Genomic DNA, 14,810 nt, shown 5'->3' with positions numbered 1-14,810 from the left:
GCCTCAGCGGATGCCGCACCAGTCGATGACCGAAGCGGCGATCACCTTGGCGGTCTCGACCACCGATTCGACCTCGACATATTCGTCGGAACCGTGAAACCCGTCGCCTGAGGGGCCGAAGATGACACCGTCGACGCCGGCGCCGGCATAGTGCGCGGCATCGCACACGGCGACGAAGCCGCGCGCCTGCGGCGCCTTGCCGACCATGGCCTTGCGCTTCATCAGCGATGTCACCAGCGGATGATCGACCGGCGTGTTCATCGGCGGGAAATACAGCCCGCCGAGCTCCCATTGGATCGCAGGCGGGTTGTCGCGCAGCCACGCATCGGTCTGGGCGAAATGGTGGACGAACGTCTCGAAATCGCGGCGGTAGTCGGCCGAGTTCTCATCGGGCAGGAATTTCATGTCGAGATCGAGCACCGCGACGTCGGGAATGATGGCCGGGTTGGTCATGACGGTCGGCAAGCCGTGCTGGCCAAGGCCGGTTCCGCCATGCATGACGCCGATGTTGATCGTGTTCATGCCGAGCGGCAGCAATGGATGCGATTTCGCCCGCGTCCGGTCCAGCTCATACTGGCGCACGGCGGCGATGAAACGGGCGGCGATCTCGATGGCGTTGACGCCCGGCTCCAGCCGCTCCTTGTCGTGGCGCTGCGGATAGATCTCGTTGTAGCGCAGCGCCGAATGGGCGTTGCGCCCGCGGATCGTCACCCGCGCCCATTCAAGCCCGCCTTCGACCGGCAGGACATCGCCCCATGTCGGTTCGGCGACCAGCACCGCCTTGGCGAGCTTGCCCTTCTTCACCGCATCCATGGCGCCGAAGCCGCCGGCTTCCTCGTCGACGACCGAGTGGATGGCGAGCCGGCCCTGCAACGTGATGCCCGCCTTGCGGATCGCGCGCGCGGCGGCGATGCAAGCGGCGACGCCGCCCTTCATGTCGACGGCGCCGCGGCCATAGAGGCGGCCATTGGTGATCTCGCCGCCGAACGGATCGACCGACCAGTCCTTCATCGCGCCGACCGGCACGACGTCGATATGGCCGCAGAGGATCAGGCTGCGATCCTCGTCTCCCGCCCATTCGCCGACCAGATTGGGTCGGCCGGGCAAGGCATCCCATTGCTCGGTCCTGAACCCGTCCTGCTTGAGGATCGGTTCAAGCAGCGCCTGGACATCCGCCTCGCGGTTGATCGCCGGGTTGGGCTCGAATTTGGGATTGACCGAAGGGATGCGAACCATGTCGCGGGTCAGCCCGATCAACCAGTCGCGATCGGTCTCGATCTCAGCCTGCACGGCATCGATGATGGTCTGGTTGTCGGGCATCGTCGCTTCCTTCTCTGCGTCGCGGCGCTTTGCATCGCTGCACTGGGCGCAACGACACTATTTCCTTGTGGTTTTGGATTTGGCGGCGTCGTCGGCCGATGACGACAGGGCGGTATCGAGCGTGACCGCATTGGCGCTGCGGATCTTCTCGATGTCCTCGATGCGCTTGCGCACCCCGGCGCCATGGCCTTCCAGCGCGTGGGCAAACACGGTTTCCATCTGGGCAACGGCCGTCGCCAGGGTGTCGAACGGCGAGTTGGCGTCGATCGCCGCGACCATGGTCAGGTCCGCTATGTCAGATATCGGCGACAGCCAGACATCGGTGAACAGCAGGATGGAGACGCCGCGCTCCTTGGCCTGCTGGGCAAAGCTCACCACGTCCGACTGATAGCGCCGGTAGTCGAACACGACGAGGAGGTCGCGCTTGCCAAGGTCGATCAACAGGTCGAAATCGGCGGGGCTCAACGAACCGATGTCGCGCACGCCGGAGCGGAACTGCAGGAGGTAGCCGGCCAGCATGGAGGCGATATGCCGGCTGAACCGGCCGCCCAGCAGCACGACCTGGCCCTTGCTCTCGAGCAGCATGTTGACGGCGCGCGTGTAGGCCTGCACCGGCACTGCCGTGCGCGTGCGCTCCAGGCTGTCGGAAACCGAATGGAAATAGGCGAGTGCGGTGCCTTCGCTGGAGCCGCCCGGACGCTTGGCCTCCATCATCAAAAGCGGCGAATGCAGCCTGGATTCAACTTCGGTGAGCAGGCGTGCCTGGAAATCGGCAAAGCCGACATAGCCAAGCTTGCTCATCAGCCGCGTCACGCTCGGGTCACTGACGCCAGCGCGCCGTGCCAGCCGGGTCGCGGTGCCCAGCCCCGACATCGGATAATCAGCGAGCAGGACCTGGACGATCTTCTCTTCCGCGGAGGTGAACGCCACGGTCGTATTGGCCAGTTCTTCGCGGATCGACATTGTCATCGCCCATCGCCGACGGAAAGACGATTATCTTACAATTTCACACATGTTTGTCAAATTTGGAACTTCTCTTACAGAGCCATCGAGAGTTCGGCATGACTTGCTATCCCATGGCAGCCAAGCCAGTCGTGCAACACATCCACGTCGGCTCGAACGAGGGCTGGCGTCTATTTGAAGCTGGCGATGGGCAGGAACTTGACCGCGGAACCGGTGAAGCGCCGGTGATCGGAGGTCTGTCCTCGCGGCTGGAATCCATCGAGATAGATGTGCTCCGGCGCTGTGCGGATGAGATTGGCGGCAATGACGGGCGCCGCCGCAGTGCTAGCTCCGCCGGCGATGCCACGACCTGTCTCAATCGGCCGGGACAACGCTGCCGGCACGATGACCGCAGTGGCTTCGGGATCGAGATTTGGCTGGACACGGTCGGCCTTCGGGCTGGTCCTGACGCGATCTTCGGGCTTCGATTGGGCAACCGAGACCCGCTGGCCGGCCAACCCATTGTGGCCGTCATCGGCGTGGTTCAAGGCCAGCAAGGCAGCGACCGCATCGCCGGATTTGTCTGCTTCAAGCTGGCGCGTCGGGCTTTCCGGTCGCCATGTCGGCAACGGGATGTTGAACGCCACCATGTCCGGCGCGCCGCCCGCGGGACCGGCCGACTTGCCCGAGGGAATTTCAGCATCGGTTGCTGTTGGATTGGCCAGTTCGGCCCGCGCGGTGGAAGCGTTGGCTGCTGCAAGCGGCGCGAGTTGCGGGGTCGGAATGCTGGACCCGCTGCGCGGGGCGAAGGCTGGCAGCGGCACCGAGCCCGGCGCCATCGCCATGACGATCGCTTCAGGCGTCTTCCCCTCCGGTCCAATCGGCGATTCTTCGGCCCTATCGACGGAAGCCATCTGGATGTCGGCGCGCTGGGCATCCTGCGGCGGCACGATTGCGATGCCGGCGGGCCTGGGTTCAACGGACTTGGCCGGCTTGCGTGGCGCCGGCACCGCTTCGGCGACATCATCGGTCTCGTCCGCGCCGCGCCCACCCAGAAGCGTCGCCAGCAGGCCGCGCGCCGGCCTGCGTTGGCCGCCGTCGGCACTTGCCAGGTCGATGTTGGGCGTGCCGGCGCCCTTGCGCGATTTGTAGGCGGCAAACGCCTGCCCATAACCGGGCAGCGGTTTGCCGTCGCTCGGCACATGCAAGGTGTTGCCGTTCGGGAATACCCTTGCGAGTTCCTGGCGGCTGATGCCGGGCCAATGCCGCACATTGCCGACATCCATATGTATGAAAGGCGAACCGGAGGTCGGGTAATAGCCTACGCCGCCGCCCTGCATCTTGAGGCCGATGTCGCGCAGCTTCTTCAGCGGCACATCCGGCAGGAAGAAGTCCATCGCGCGGCCAACCATGTGTTGGCTTTCCCGAGCCACGCCCTTCGAGCGGCTGCGCAGCATGGCGTTCGTCGCTGGCGACCGATAGGCGCTGACCACGTGGATATAGGCTCTCGAGCCGCTGGCGCGATAGGCCTGCCAGACAAGATCGAGCAGGCGCGGATCCATCTTCGTCGGTTCGTTGCGACGCCAGTCGCGCAGCATGAGATTGATCTTCTTCAATCCCGCCGGATCATAGCGCCCATTGCGCTTGAAGACGATTTCAGCCTTCTCGCCCGTATGGAGATGTTGAATCTTCAAAGCACGCGTCTCCGCGAACGCGCCGGTGACACACAGGCAAAGGAACGCTGCTATGATGGCAGGCAGTGTCCAAAGACGGGAAGCACCGGGGGCGTTTTGCACGTTTTCGCTCACGTTCATGCCTTGCACGTTCTTTTGTTTCGGGCGATTTCAGGTTCCCGCCCAGATGAAGAGCCTTTCAGCCCTCTTCCTGACAAGCATGGACTTGACCGACGCAGACAGGCGTCCATGCCACAACACGTCATGTTGATGAACAGCATCTTGGTTAACGAATCGTGTCGCTTCCGAGAACGCGTTTCGGCTGGAGTTGCCTGTGGCAGCCATTTTCTGGAGCAATGCACCGCTGATGAGGTCCGCCAGCACGACGGCCGCGCCGTTCCCATGTAGCCGCCTCGCCCTCGCAAATGCAGAGAACGAATGTGCGGCAACAAGGATGTTGGAAACTGGTGCTGCGAGAGAGGATTGAACTCTCGACCTCTCCCTTACCAAGGGAGTGCTCTACCACTGAGCTACCGCAGCCGCTGATGGCGGGGCTTCTGCCATATCGAACCGGCAAGCGCAAGGCCAAGCGCAACGCTTCTGTGAAAGCCTTTGCCGGATAGCTTTTAATGACATGGGGGCGCCACAATGTTGGCTATCCCTGAATGGCGGGCTGGCTGCTCACGGGCCGTGAGCGGGACAATGGATGACAAGGCAATTCCAGTGAAAAAGGATGGTCCACCGAAAAACAGCGCAACAATCCGCAAGGATCGGCTGGCCGAGCAATTGCGCGCCAATCTGCAGAAGCGCAAGGCGCAGTCACGCTCGCGACGCACCGGCGATGCCGACGAGCGGCCGGACGGGCTCGCTGCATCGAAGGAAATACAAAAAGATTAACTCAAATCGGCCACTCTAGGCCCGGGGTGGGCGAAATCCTATTTCTTGAACCAGCGTAATTCTTGAACCAGATTGGCCAATGGTCTAGACGGGCCGCTACTCAAACGATTGAACCGGCCCTTTTTGGCCGAGAGGGACGTCTTCCATGGATCGCATCAGAATTGTCGGGGGCAACAAGCTCTCCGGAAGCATTCCGATCTCGGGCGCGAAAAACGCGGCGCTGCCTTTGATGATCGCCTCGCTTCTGACCGACGACACGCTGACGCTGGAAAACGTGCCGCATCTGGCCGATGTCGAGCAACTGATCCGCATCCTGGGCAACCACGGCGTCGATTATTCGGTCAATGGCCGCCGCGAGAAGCAGAATGAGGGCTATTCGCGCACCATCAACTTCTCCGCCCGCAACATCGTCGACACCACAGCGCCCTACGAGCTGGTGTCGAAGATGCGCGCCTCGTTCTGGGTGATCGGCCCGCTGCTGGCCCGCATGGGCGAAGCCAAAGTGTCGCTGCCGGGCGGTTGCGCCATCGGCACGCGGCCGGTCGATCTGTTCCTCGAGGGCCTGCAGGCGCTGGGTGCCGACATCGACGTCGACACCGGCTATGTCATCGCCAAGACAAGGAATGGCCGCCTTGTCGGCAACCGCTATATCTTCCCGAAGGTCTCGGTCGGCGCCACCCATGTGCTGATGATGGCCGCGGCGCTCGCCAAGGGCGAGACGGTGCTGGAAAACGCGGCTTGCGAGCCCGAGATCGTTAACCTCGCCGAGTGCCTCAACGCCATGGGCGCGAAGATTTCCGGCGCCGGCACGCCGACAATCACCATCGACGGCGTCGAATCATTGTCGGGCGCACGCGTGCGCGTCATCCCCGACCGCATCGAGACCGGCACCTATGCCATGGCCGTGGCCATGACCGGCGGCGACGTCGTGCTCGAAGGTGCGCGTCCGGATCTGCTGCAGACCGCACTGGACGTGATCGCCCAGACGGGTGCGGAGATCACGCCGACCAATTCCGGCATTCGTGTGAGGCGCAACGGCGCCGGCATTGCGCCGGTCGACGTGACGACGGCGCCGTTTCCGGCCTTCCCGACCGATTTGCAGGCGCAGTTCATGGGCCTGATGACGATGGCCAAGGGCAAGTCGCGCATCACCGAGACGATCTTCGAGAACCGCTTCATGCATGTGCAGGAACTGGCGCGGCTCGGCGCTCATATCACGCTTTCGGGCCAGACGGCGATCGTCGACGGCGTGCCGAAGCTGAAGGGCGCGCCGGTCATGGCGACCGATCTTCGCGCCTCGGTGTCACTGGTCATCGCCGGCCTGGCGGCGGAAGGCGAGACCACGGTCAACCGCGTCTACCACCTCGACCGCGGCTTCGAGCGGCTGGAAGAAAAGCTGTCCAACTGCGGCGCGGTGATCGAGCGGATTTCGGCGTAGCCCGCGACCTCGGCTCCTCTCCAGCAACGCAGGAGATTGGCGAGATCCTTCGCGGCAGCGTCCTTCTCCCCGTCACTATACGGGGAGAAGTGCCCGGCAGGGCGATGAGGGGCAGCGCAGACCTGCAGCTGTTGGTGCGGTTGCACCGATCGCCAAGACCGCCTAACAGAAGGCTGAACAATCAACCTTCAGGTGCGAAATCCGCATGACCGGCCTTAAGCTTATCGCGCTCGACGATCAGGATCTGAGCATCGTTTCGGCTCATGTCCAGGATGCCGTGCTGAAAGTCAGCGACCTCGAATTCCTGCCCGCGGCCAAGCGTTTCCTGCTGACCATGAACCGTTTCGTCTGGGAGGCAAAATCCGGCCTGTTTCGCCAGCACAATGAGCGACGGCAGGCCGTGCTGCATTTCGACCGCGTGCTCGGCGCCAAGACCAGCGGCATCGACCGCGACAAGCCTGCGGAAGTCCTGTCGCTGCTGGCGATCAGCTTCATCGAGATCAGCAAGCCGGCCGGCATCGTCGAGCTGATCTTCTCGGGCGGCGGTGCGATCATGCTCGACGTCGAATGCATCGAGGCCCGCCTTGCCGACATTGGCGGGGCGTGGGAAGCCACCTCGCGCCCCATCCACAAGACCTGAGCGTCCGATGGCCATCACGCTTCGTCAGTCCGACGCCGATTTCGAACAGCGTTTCGCCGCCTTCCTGTTGACCAAGCGGGAAGTGTCCGCCGACGTCGATGCAGCGGTGCGCGCCATCATCGCGCGCGTGCGCGCCGAGGGCGACGCGGCGCTGATCGACTATTCACGGAAATTCGATCGCGCCGATCTGGCTGGACTGGGCATCGCCGTTTCGAAGGACGACATCGCCCAGGCCTACAAGGCCGCCGACCCAAAGACGATCGAGGCGCTGGAATTCGCGCGCGACCGCATCCGCTCGCATCATGAGCGGCAGCGACCAAAGGATGACCGCTATACGGATGCCGCCGGCGTCGAGCTCGGCTGGCGCTGGACGGCGGTCGAGGCGGTTGGGCTCTATGTGCCGGGCGGCACGGCGAGCTATCCAAGCTCGGTGCTGATGAACGCCGTGCCGGCCAAGGTGGCCGGCGTCGAGCGCATCGTCATGGTCGTGCCGGCGCCGGGCGGCATCATCAATCCGCTGGTGCTGGTGGCGGCCGACATATCAGGCGTGTCGGAAATCTACCGTGTCGGCGGCGCGCAGGCGATCGCCGCCCTTGCCTACGGCACCGAAACGATCAGGCCGGTCGCCAAGATCGTCGGCCCGGGCAATGCCTATGTCGCGGCGGCCCAACGCCAGGTGTTCGGCGCCGTCGGCATCGACATGATCGCCGGGCCGTCGGAAGTACTCGTCGTGGCCGACGGCAGCAACGATCCGGACTGGATCGCGGCCGACCTGCTGGCCCAGGCCGAGCACGATGCATCGGCGCAATCGATCCTGGTCACCGACGATCCAGCCTTCGGCATCGCTGTCGAACAAGCCGTCGAGCGCCAGTTGCAGAGCCTGCCACGCGCCGAGACGGCGGCGGCGAGCTGGCGTGATTTTGGTGCGGTGATCCAGGTGTCGACCATCGACGCCGCGCTGCCGCTGGTCGACCGCATCGCCGCCGAACATGTCGAACTGGCCATCGACGACGCCGAGGGCTTCCTGTCGCGGATGCGCAACGCGGGTGCGGTCTTTCTCGGCCGCCACACGCCGGAAGCCATCGGCGACTATGTCGGCGGCTCCAACCATGTGCTGCCTACGGCGCGCTCGGCGCGCTTCTCGTCCGGTCTGTCGGTGCTCGATTTCGTCAAGCGCACGTCGATCCTCAAGCTTGGACCGGAACAGTTGCGGATCTTGGCGCCGGCGGCGATTGCGCTGGCCAAGGCGGAAGGCCTTGACGCGCATGGGCGCTCCGTCGCCATACGGCTGAACATGTAGGCGGCGATGTCTGGCTCCGATCAAAACCGTGCCAGGCTGATCGATGTCGAACTCGATGAATCGATCGGCCGTTCGACACCCGATGTCGAGCATGAACGCGCGGTGGCGATCTTCGACCTGATCGAGGAGAACAGTTTCCAACCCGTCAATGACAGCGGCGCCGGCCCTTACCGGCTGAAACTGTCGCTGGCCGAGCAGCGCCTGGTGTTTGCCGTGGCGCGCGAGGATGGCGCCGCCGTCGTTACCCACATCCTGTCGCTGACGCCGCTCAGGCGCATCGTCAAGGATTATTATATGATCTGCGAAAGCTACTACGACGCCATCCGTTCCTCGACGCCGAGCCACATCGAGGCGATCGACATGGGCCGCCGCGGCCTGCACGATGAAGGCTCGCAGACGCTGATGGACCGGCTATCCGGCAAGATCGACATCGACTTCGATACGGCGCGCCGGCTGTTCACTCTGGTCTGCGTACTGCACTGGCGGGGCTAGCCCTGGCACCCGGCGCCCTGCCCCGTTCGATCCTGTTCCTGTGCGGCATGAATGCCGTGCGCTCGCCGATGGCAGAGCAACTGGCGCGCCGCATGCTGCCGGCCACCGTCTTTGTCGCTTCGGCAGGCGTTCGCGCCGGCGAGCGCGATCCATTCGTCGATGCGGTGCTTGCCGAAGACGGTCTCACGCTGGGCGAGCGCCATCCAAGGACGATGGACGATCTCGAGGACGACTATTTCGACCTCATCGTCACGCTGGCGCCGGAAGCGCACCACGCCGCACTTGAACTCACCCGCTCGCTCGCTGTCGAGGTCGAATACTGGCCGACGCCGGACCCGACCGACGCCAGCGGTACTCGCGAACAGATCATGGCTAGTTATCGCGACGTGCGCGAGCGGCTGAAGGTGCGCATAGGCCGACGTTTTCTGCTTCCAGGAGCAAAAAACGCGACGGATTAAGCGTGTTCACAAGCGGACGATTATCATATAGGTTCCGCCGAAATTCCGGCCAGGGTGCTGGAACTACCATCCAAGCAAAGGTATCGAATGCCGAAGGAAGAAGTCCTCGAGTTTCCGGGTGTCGTGACGGAATTGTTGCCGAACGCGATGTTCCGGGTAAAGCTCGAAAACGAACACGAAATCATCGCCCATACGGCCGGCCGCATGCGCAAGAACCGCATCCGCGTGCTGACCGGCGACAAGGTTCTGGTCGAGATGACGCCATACGACCTGACCAAGGGCCGCATCACCTATCGTTTCAAGTAAGCAAAGCCCGACTGGTCCGCGATGAGCATTTTGCAGAAGCTGGTGCTTGCCTCGGGTTCGCCGCGCCGGATCGAGCTCTTGCAGCAGGCCGGCATCGAGCCGGACCGCGTGCTGCCGGCCGATGTCGACGAAACGCCGTTGCGTGCCGAGCATCCGCGCTCGCTGGCCAAGCGGCTGTCGAGGGAAAAGGCCGAGAAGGCGTTCGCCTCGCTGCAGACCGAAGCCGACTACGCGCCAGGTTTCGTGCTGGCCGCCGACACGGTGGTTGCCGTCGGACGGCGCATCCTGCCCAAGGCGGAAACCCTCGACGACGCTGCCAACTGCCTCGGGCTGTTGTCGGGCCGTTCGCACCGGGTCTATTCCGGCATCTGCCTGATCACCCCGGGTGGCAAGCTGCGCCAACGGCTGGTCGAGACGCGGGTGCGTTTCAAGCGGCTGCCGCGCGAAGAGATTGACGCCTATGTCGCCTCGGGCGAATGGCGCGGCAAAGCGGGTGGTTACGCCGTCCAGGGCCTCGCCGGCGCCTTCGTCGTCAAGCTGGTCGGCTCCTACACCAATATCGTTGGCCTGCCGCTCTATGAGACCGTCGCGCTGTTGAGCGGCGAGGGCTTCAAGGTGCATGGCGGCTGGCTGGCGGGACCCCGGCTGTGAATTCGGATCCCAAAGTCACGCCCTTGCGCCCGAAGCGCCCCTGCCCCGAATGCGGCAAGCCCTCGGCGCGCGACACCTTCCCGTTCTGCTCGACGCGCTGCAAGGACATCGACCTCAATCGCTGGCTGAAGGGCGCTTACGTCATCAAGGCTCGCGACGACGAGGAAGAAACGGACCCCGACGATTCGAAGTGAGGCCGTTCCCCCTTTGGCGGAAGATTGATCGAAGCCTCCTAACTTCGTCATCCTAGGGCGAAGCAGGAGCGAAGCTCCGTCGCGAAGCCCCCTGGGATCCATGCCGCGACCTTTGGCCGAAGAGTGCAGCGGTGCACTGCACCGTGGTGACGCGTTGGAGTCGCGGCATGGATCCTCGGGTCTGCGCTGCGTCGCTTCGCTCCTTGCTCCGCCCGTGGATGACGAAGCGATGGGGTTTGCGCCAATCGCCAAGGCATTCGATCCGTCAACGCAATCGACCCGTCACAACTTTGCGCCGAGCAACCAGTCAGGCGGCTTCGTTCTTGCACCCTACGCGCGCCCAGGCCGGCAGCCAGTCGCCGTGAGCGGCCAGGAGATCATCGACCAGTGACCAGATCTGGTCGAGATCGAGTTCGGCTGATGTGTGCGGGTCCATCATCGCCGCATGATAGATGTGCTCGCGGTTCTCGGTCATCAGCGCCCGCACCGTCAGTTCCTGCACGTTGATGTTGGTGCGCATCAGCGCGGTCAATTGCGGCGGCAGCTCGCCGATATAGGTCGGCTGGATGCCTGAGGCATCTACCAGGCACGGCACTTCGGCGGCGCAATCGCGGGGCAGCGAGGTGATGCAGCCATTGTTGCGGACATTTCCGTAGATCACTGACGGCTCGCCGGTCCAGACCGAATTCATGATCGACGAGGCATATTCCTTGGACTGCTCGACTTCGATGCGATCGGCCGAGCGATAGGCCTCAGCCTGTCCCTTCCAGCGCTCGATCTGTTCGATGCAGCGCTTGGGATACTCATCCAGCGGGATGCCGTACTTCTCGATCAGGTCGGGGCGCCCTTCCTTGATGAAGTAGGGCGTGTATTCGGCGAAATGTTCCGAGCTCTCGGTGACGAAATAGCCGAGCCGGGTCAGCATCTCGTAGCGCACCTTGTTGGGGCAGCGCGGGTTCCAGCCGGGCTTGGGCGCGCGGCCTTCGCGATAGGCGCGCACGAGATCTGGGTAGAGGTTGCGGTAGGAACCGTCCGGCTGGCGATGCTCGAACTTCAGGTAGAACGCCATGTGGTTGATGCCGGCCGAGCGATAGCGGATGTCTTCGTAGGGAAGGTCGAGGTCTTCAGCCAGTTCCATCGCCGTGCCCTGCACCGAATGGCAGAGGCCGACCTGCCTGATGTCGGGATATTTCTCCGATATCGCCCAGGTGTTGATCGCCATCGGGTTGACATATTGCAGCATGATCGCCTGCGGGCAGACGGCGAGCATATCTTCACACACCTTCCACAGATGCGGCACGGTCCGGAGGCCCCGCATGATGCCGCCGACGCCCAGCGTGTCGGCGATCGTCTGGCGCAGGCCGTATTTCTTCGGCACCTCGAAGTCGGTGACCGTGCAGGGCTCATAGCCGCCGATCTGGAAGGCGACGACGACGAAATCGGCGTCGGCCAGTCCCTTGCGCTGGTCCGAATGGGTCTCGGTCTTCGCCTTGACGCCGAGCGTCGCGATCAGCTTGTTGACGACGATGGCGCTCTCTTCCAGCCGCTGCGGATTGATGTCCATCAGCGCGATCGTCGCGCCCGAAAGCGACGGCCGCTGCAGCACGTCGCCGACAATGTTCTTCATGAACACCGTCGAGCCGGCCCCGATGAACGTGATCTTGGGATTTCTTGTCATGCTAACCTCCGGCACATTTTCAGGCCACGTCGAAAGCGGCCCTGACGAGCCGTTCGGTGTAGGCGGTCTTGGGATTGGACAGGACGTCGTCGACGGGACCCTGCTCGACGATCTTGCCGTTCTGCATGACGATCACGCGGTGGCACAGCGCGCGCACCACCTTGAGGTCGTGCGAGATGAAGAGGTAGCTGAGGCCGCGCTCGTCCTGCAGCTTGCGCAGGAGGTCAATGATCTGCGCCTGGACGGAGAGGTCGAGCGCCGATGTCGGCTCGTCGAGCAGGATGAATTCGGGTTCGAGCGCGATGGCGCGGGCGATGGCGATGCGCTGCCGCTGGCCGCCGGAGAATTCATGCGGAAACCGCGACAGTATATCGCCCGGCATGCCGGCGCTGACCAGCGCGTCGCGCACCCGTTCGACCCGCTCGCGCCGCGTCGCCCCTATGCTGTTGACAATCAGCCCTTCCTCGATGATCTGGCCGATCGTCATGCGCGGGTTGAGCGAGGAAAACGGATCCTGGAAGACGATCTGCATGCGCGAGCGCAGCGGCCGCATCTCGGCACGCGACAGGCCATGGATCGGCTTGCCGTCGAAATGGATCTCGCCGCGCTTGGCGTCGATCAAGCGGAGCAAGGCCTGGCCGAAGGTGGTCTTGCCGGAGCCGGATTCGCCGACCAGCCCCAGCGTCTCATGGCGACAGAGTTTCAGGCCGAGATCGTCGACGGCGACCAGTTCTCGCCAGTCCGGCTTCAGGAAGGTGCCGTGGCGCAGCATGAATGAGACGTGCACGCCGCTCGCCTCGAGGATGGTGCCGCAGCCCTCCGGAAGGGGTTTCGGCTGCCCATGCGGCTCTGAAGCCAGCAGCCGTCTCGTATAGGGGTGCCGTGGGTTGGCGAACAGCCGTTCGGTGACGTTGTGCTCGCACATTTCGCCATGCTGCATGACATAGACGTAGTCGGAGAACTGGCGCACCACGGTCAAGTCGTGGGTGATCAGGATCACCGCCATGCGCAGCTCTTTCTGCAGGCTGCGGATCAGGTTCAGGATCTGCGCCTGGACGGTGACATCGAGCGCTGTGGTCGGCTCATCGGCGATCAGCACATCGGGATTGTTGGCCAGCGCCATGGCGATCATCACCCGCTGGCGTTGCCCGCCAGAGAGCTGGTGCGGGTATTGCTTGAGCCGCGCGGCGGGATCGGGAATCTGCACATGCTGCAGAAGTTCCAGTGCGCGCGCCCAGGCCTGTTTGCGGCTGACCTTACGATGCACCCGGATCGCCTCGACGATCTGGCTGCCGACCGTATAGATCGGGTTGAGCGAGCTCATCGGCTCCTGGAAGATCATCGAGATGCGGTTGCCGCGCAGCTTGCGCCGGGCGCTCTCGGGAAATTTCAGGATGTTTTGCCCGTCATAACAGACGCTCGAGCCGGGCGACACCGTGGCGCGCCGCGACAGCAGGCCCATAACGGTGCGCGCCGTGACCGACTTGCCCGAACCGGATTCGCCGACGATCGCGATCGTCTCGCCGCGATAGAGCTGAAACGAGATGTCCTTGACCGCGTCGACGACGCCATGCTCGACCTTGAAGGCCACGGCGACGTTGCGGGCATCGATTATCGGCTGGCCCTGGCGTCCGTCATGGTCGTGACGGACGGTTGGTGCGAAGGATTCGGCGAGCGCGACGGTCATCTCAGCACCTCAATAAGGGTCGACGGCGTCACGCAGGCCGTCGCCAAGCGCGTTGAAGGCAAAGACGGTGACGAGCACGAAACCGACCGGCGACAGGATCCACGGATAGGTGCCAATGACGGAATAGGTCGCGGTGTCCTGCAGCATCAGGCCCCACGAGATCAGCGGCGGCTTGACGGCGAAGCCGAGGAAACCGAGGAAGGATTCGAGCAGCACCACGGTCGGGATCGCCAGCGTCACGGCGACGATCACGTGGCTCATCACATTGGGGAAGATGTGCTGCATGATGATGCGCCGGTCGGTGGCGCCGACCGCCATGGCGGCGCGCACATACTCGATCCGCGCCAGCGCCAGCGTCTTGCCGCGCACCTCGCGCGACATCTGCGCCCAGCCCAAGGCCGACATGACGATGATGACGAAAGCCAGGAAGACGTTGGTGGGAGCGGTGACCGGGATCAGCGTCGTCAGCGCCAGATAGAGCGGCAGCTGCGGGAAGGCGAGCACCAGTTCGACGAAGCGCTGCATCCAGACATCGAACCTGCCGCCAAAATAGCCGGAGACCATGCCGACGGTGGTGCCGATGACGGTGATGATGAAGACGACCGTCAGCGCGATCATCAGCGAGACGCGCGAACCATGGATGGCGCGCGACAGCACGTCACGGCCGAACTTGTCGGTGCCCAGGAAATGCACCGGCTGGCCGTCCAGCGAGCCGAACAGATGCCGGTCCGCCGGCAGCAGCCCGAACAGCTTGTAGGGCGCGCCATGCACGAAGAAACCAAGCAGCCTTGGATGGTCGTAGTCGGGACCGACGACGGGCTGGAAAGTGACCGGATCGAGGTCCGCCGAATCGGCCAGCGCATAGACCCTCGGCCGTGCGGTGAAACCGCCGTCTCTGTCATGGAAAACAGGCACCTGCGGCGGAGCGAAGCCGACATCCGTGACCTTCGGGTCCATTGGCGCGATGAACTCGGCGAACACGGCCATCAACAGCAGCAGCACGACGAGCCAGAGCCCGGCCATGCCGGTCCAGGAGCGCTTCAGCCGGCGCCAGACAAGCGCGATATAGCTTTCGTTGCCGCGCGCCGGTTTGGCGACGATGGGACCTTCGGCCGGCAGCGGTGGAGGGGATGG

At 63.8% G+C, this 14,810-nt stretch carries 15 protein-coding genes and 1 tRNA gene; 9 read left to right on the top strand and 7 right to left on the bottom strand.

Annotated features, from left to right (window positions below; translation table 11 throughout):
• Window positions 1–3: 3 nt before the first annotated feature.
• The 4 genes from EOD15_RS04340 to EOD15_RS04325 all read right to left on the bottom strand — a co-directional run bounded on the left by EOD15_RS04340 (window position 4) and on the right by EOD15_RS04325 (window position 4,475).
• A complete protein-coding gene (locus EOD15_RS04340; RefSeq protein WP_127321145.1) occupies window positions 4–1,320 on the bottom strand; it encodes an ArgE/DapE family deacylase in 1,317 nt (438 codons plus the stop codon).
• A gap of 57 nt (window positions 1,321–1,377) precedes the next feature.
• A complete protein-coding gene (locus EOD15_RS04335; protein WP_127321151.1) occupies window positions 1,378–2,283 on the bottom strand; it encodes a MurR/RpiR family transcriptional regulator in 906 nt (301 codons plus the stop codon).
• 170 nt (window positions 2,284–2,453) lie between these two features.
• Window positions 2,454–4,076, bottom strand: a complete 1,623-nt coding sequence (locus EOD15_RS04330) for a DUF882 domain-containing protein (RefSeq protein WP_127328752.1) — start codon at window positions 4,074–4,076, stop codon at window positions 2,454–2,456.
• A 324-nt stretch (window positions 4,077–4,400) separates the two neighbouring features.
• Window positions 4,401–4,475, bottom strand: a tRNA-Thr gene (locus tag EOD15_RS04325).
• A gap of 162 nt (window positions 4,476–4,637) precedes the next feature.
• On the opposite strand from EOD15_RS04325, the gene EOD15_RS04320 reads away from it, so the two are divergent.
• The 9 genes from EOD15_RS04320 (at window position 4,638) to yacG (ending at window position 10,311) form a co-directional block, all read left to right on the top strand.
• A complete protein-coding gene (locus EOD15_RS04320; RefSeq protein ID WP_127268678.1) occupies window positions 4,638–4,832 on the top strand; it encodes a hypothetical protein in 195 nt (64 codons plus the stop codon).
• A 145-nt stretch (window positions 4,833–4,977) separates the two neighbouring features.
• A complete protein-coding gene (murA, locus tag EOD15_RS04315) occupies window positions 4,978–6,270 on the top strand; it encodes a UDP-N-acetylglucosamine 1-carboxyvinyltransferase (RefSeq protein WP_127381104.1) in 1,293 nt (430 codons plus the stop codon).
• 205 nt (window positions 6,271–6,475) lie between these two features.
• Entirely contained in the window at window positions 6,476–6,910 is a 435-nt protein-coding gene (locus EOD15_RS04310; protein WP_127319558.1) for a DUF2948 family protein, read from the top strand.
• Between the two features lie 7 nt (window positions 6,911–6,917).
• The gene (hisD, locus tag EOD15_RS04305; protein WP_127408321.1) at window positions 6,918–8,210 is read left to right on the top strand and encodes a histidinol dehydrogenase; all 1,293 of its coding nucleotides are present in this window, start codon (window positions 6,918–6,920) and stop codon (window positions 8,208–8,210) included.
• Between the two features lie 6 nt (window positions 8,211–8,216).
• Entirely contained in the window at window positions 8,217–8,702 is a 486-nt protein-coding gene (locus EOD15_RS04300; RefSeq protein WP_127319554.1) for a UPF0262 family protein, read from the top strand.
• A complete protein-coding gene (locus EOD15_RS04295; RefSeq protein WP_081738604.1) occupies window positions 8,690–9,160 on the top strand; it encodes a low molecular weight phosphatase family protein in 471 nt (156 codons plus the stop codon). The genes EOD15_RS04300 and EOD15_RS04295 overlap by 13 nt, the downstream gene beginning before the upstream one ends.
• Window positions 9,161–9,247: 87 nt before the next feature.
• Complete coding sequence (infA, locus tag EOD15_RS04290; RefSeq protein ID WP_006200926.1) at window positions 9,248–9,466, top strand: translation initiation factor IF-1; 219 nt, start codon at window positions 9,248–9,250, stop codon at window positions 9,464–9,466.
• 21 nt (window positions 9,467–9,487) lie between these two features.
• A complete protein-coding gene (locus tag EOD15_RS04285) occupies window positions 9,488–10,117 on the top strand; it encodes a Maf-like protein (protein WP_127319552.1) in 630 nt (209 codons plus the stop codon).
• Window positions 10,114–10,311, top strand: coding sequence for a DNA gyrase inhibitor YacG (gene yacG, locus EOD15_RS04280; RefSeq protein ID WP_127269085.1), 198 nt, complete (start codon window positions 10,114–10,116; stop codon window positions 10,309–10,311). The genes EOD15_RS04285 and yacG overlap by 4 nt, the downstream gene beginning before the upstream one ends.
• 307 nt (window positions 10,312–10,618) lie before the next feature.
• Here yacG and EOD15_RS04275 read toward each other — a convergent pair whose 3' ends face one another.
• From EOD15_RS04275 to EOD15_RS04265, 3 genes are read right to left on the bottom strand one after another with little or no spacing between them, the layout of a single operon-like run.
• Window positions 10,619–11,989 carry an alpha-glucosidase/alpha-galactosidase gene (locus EOD15_RS04275; protein WP_127319550.1) on the bottom strand — a complete coding sequence of 457 codons (1,371 nt, stop codon included), beginning with the start codon at window positions 11,987–11,989 and terminating at the stop codon, window positions 10,619–10,621.
• 19 nt (window positions 11,990–12,008) lie between these two features.
• Window positions 12,009–13,676 carry an ABC transporter ATP-binding protein gene (locus EOD15_RS04270; protein WP_127319548.1) on the bottom strand — a complete coding sequence of 556 codons (1,668 nt, stop codon included), beginning with the start codon at window positions 13,674–13,676 and terminating at the stop codon, window positions 12,009–12,011.
• A gap of 9 nt (window positions 13,677–13,685) precedes the next feature.
• The gene (locus EOD15_RS04265) at window positions 13,686–14,795 is read right to left on the bottom strand and encodes an ABC transporter permease (RefSeq protein ID WP_127408323.1); all 1,110 of its coding nucleotides are present in this window, start codon (window positions 14,793–14,795) and stop codon (window positions 13,686–13,688) included.
• Window positions 14,796–14,810: the final 15 nt, after the last annotated feature.

It is taken from the genome of Mesorhizobium sp. M7A.T.Ca.US.000.02.2.1, from assembly GCF_003996995.1.
Taxonomy (GTDB): Bacteria; Pseudomonadota; Alphaproteobacteria; order Rhizobiales; family Rhizobiaceae; genus Mesorhizobium.
This window is presented reverse-complemented; position numbering and strand designations above follow the sequence as displayed.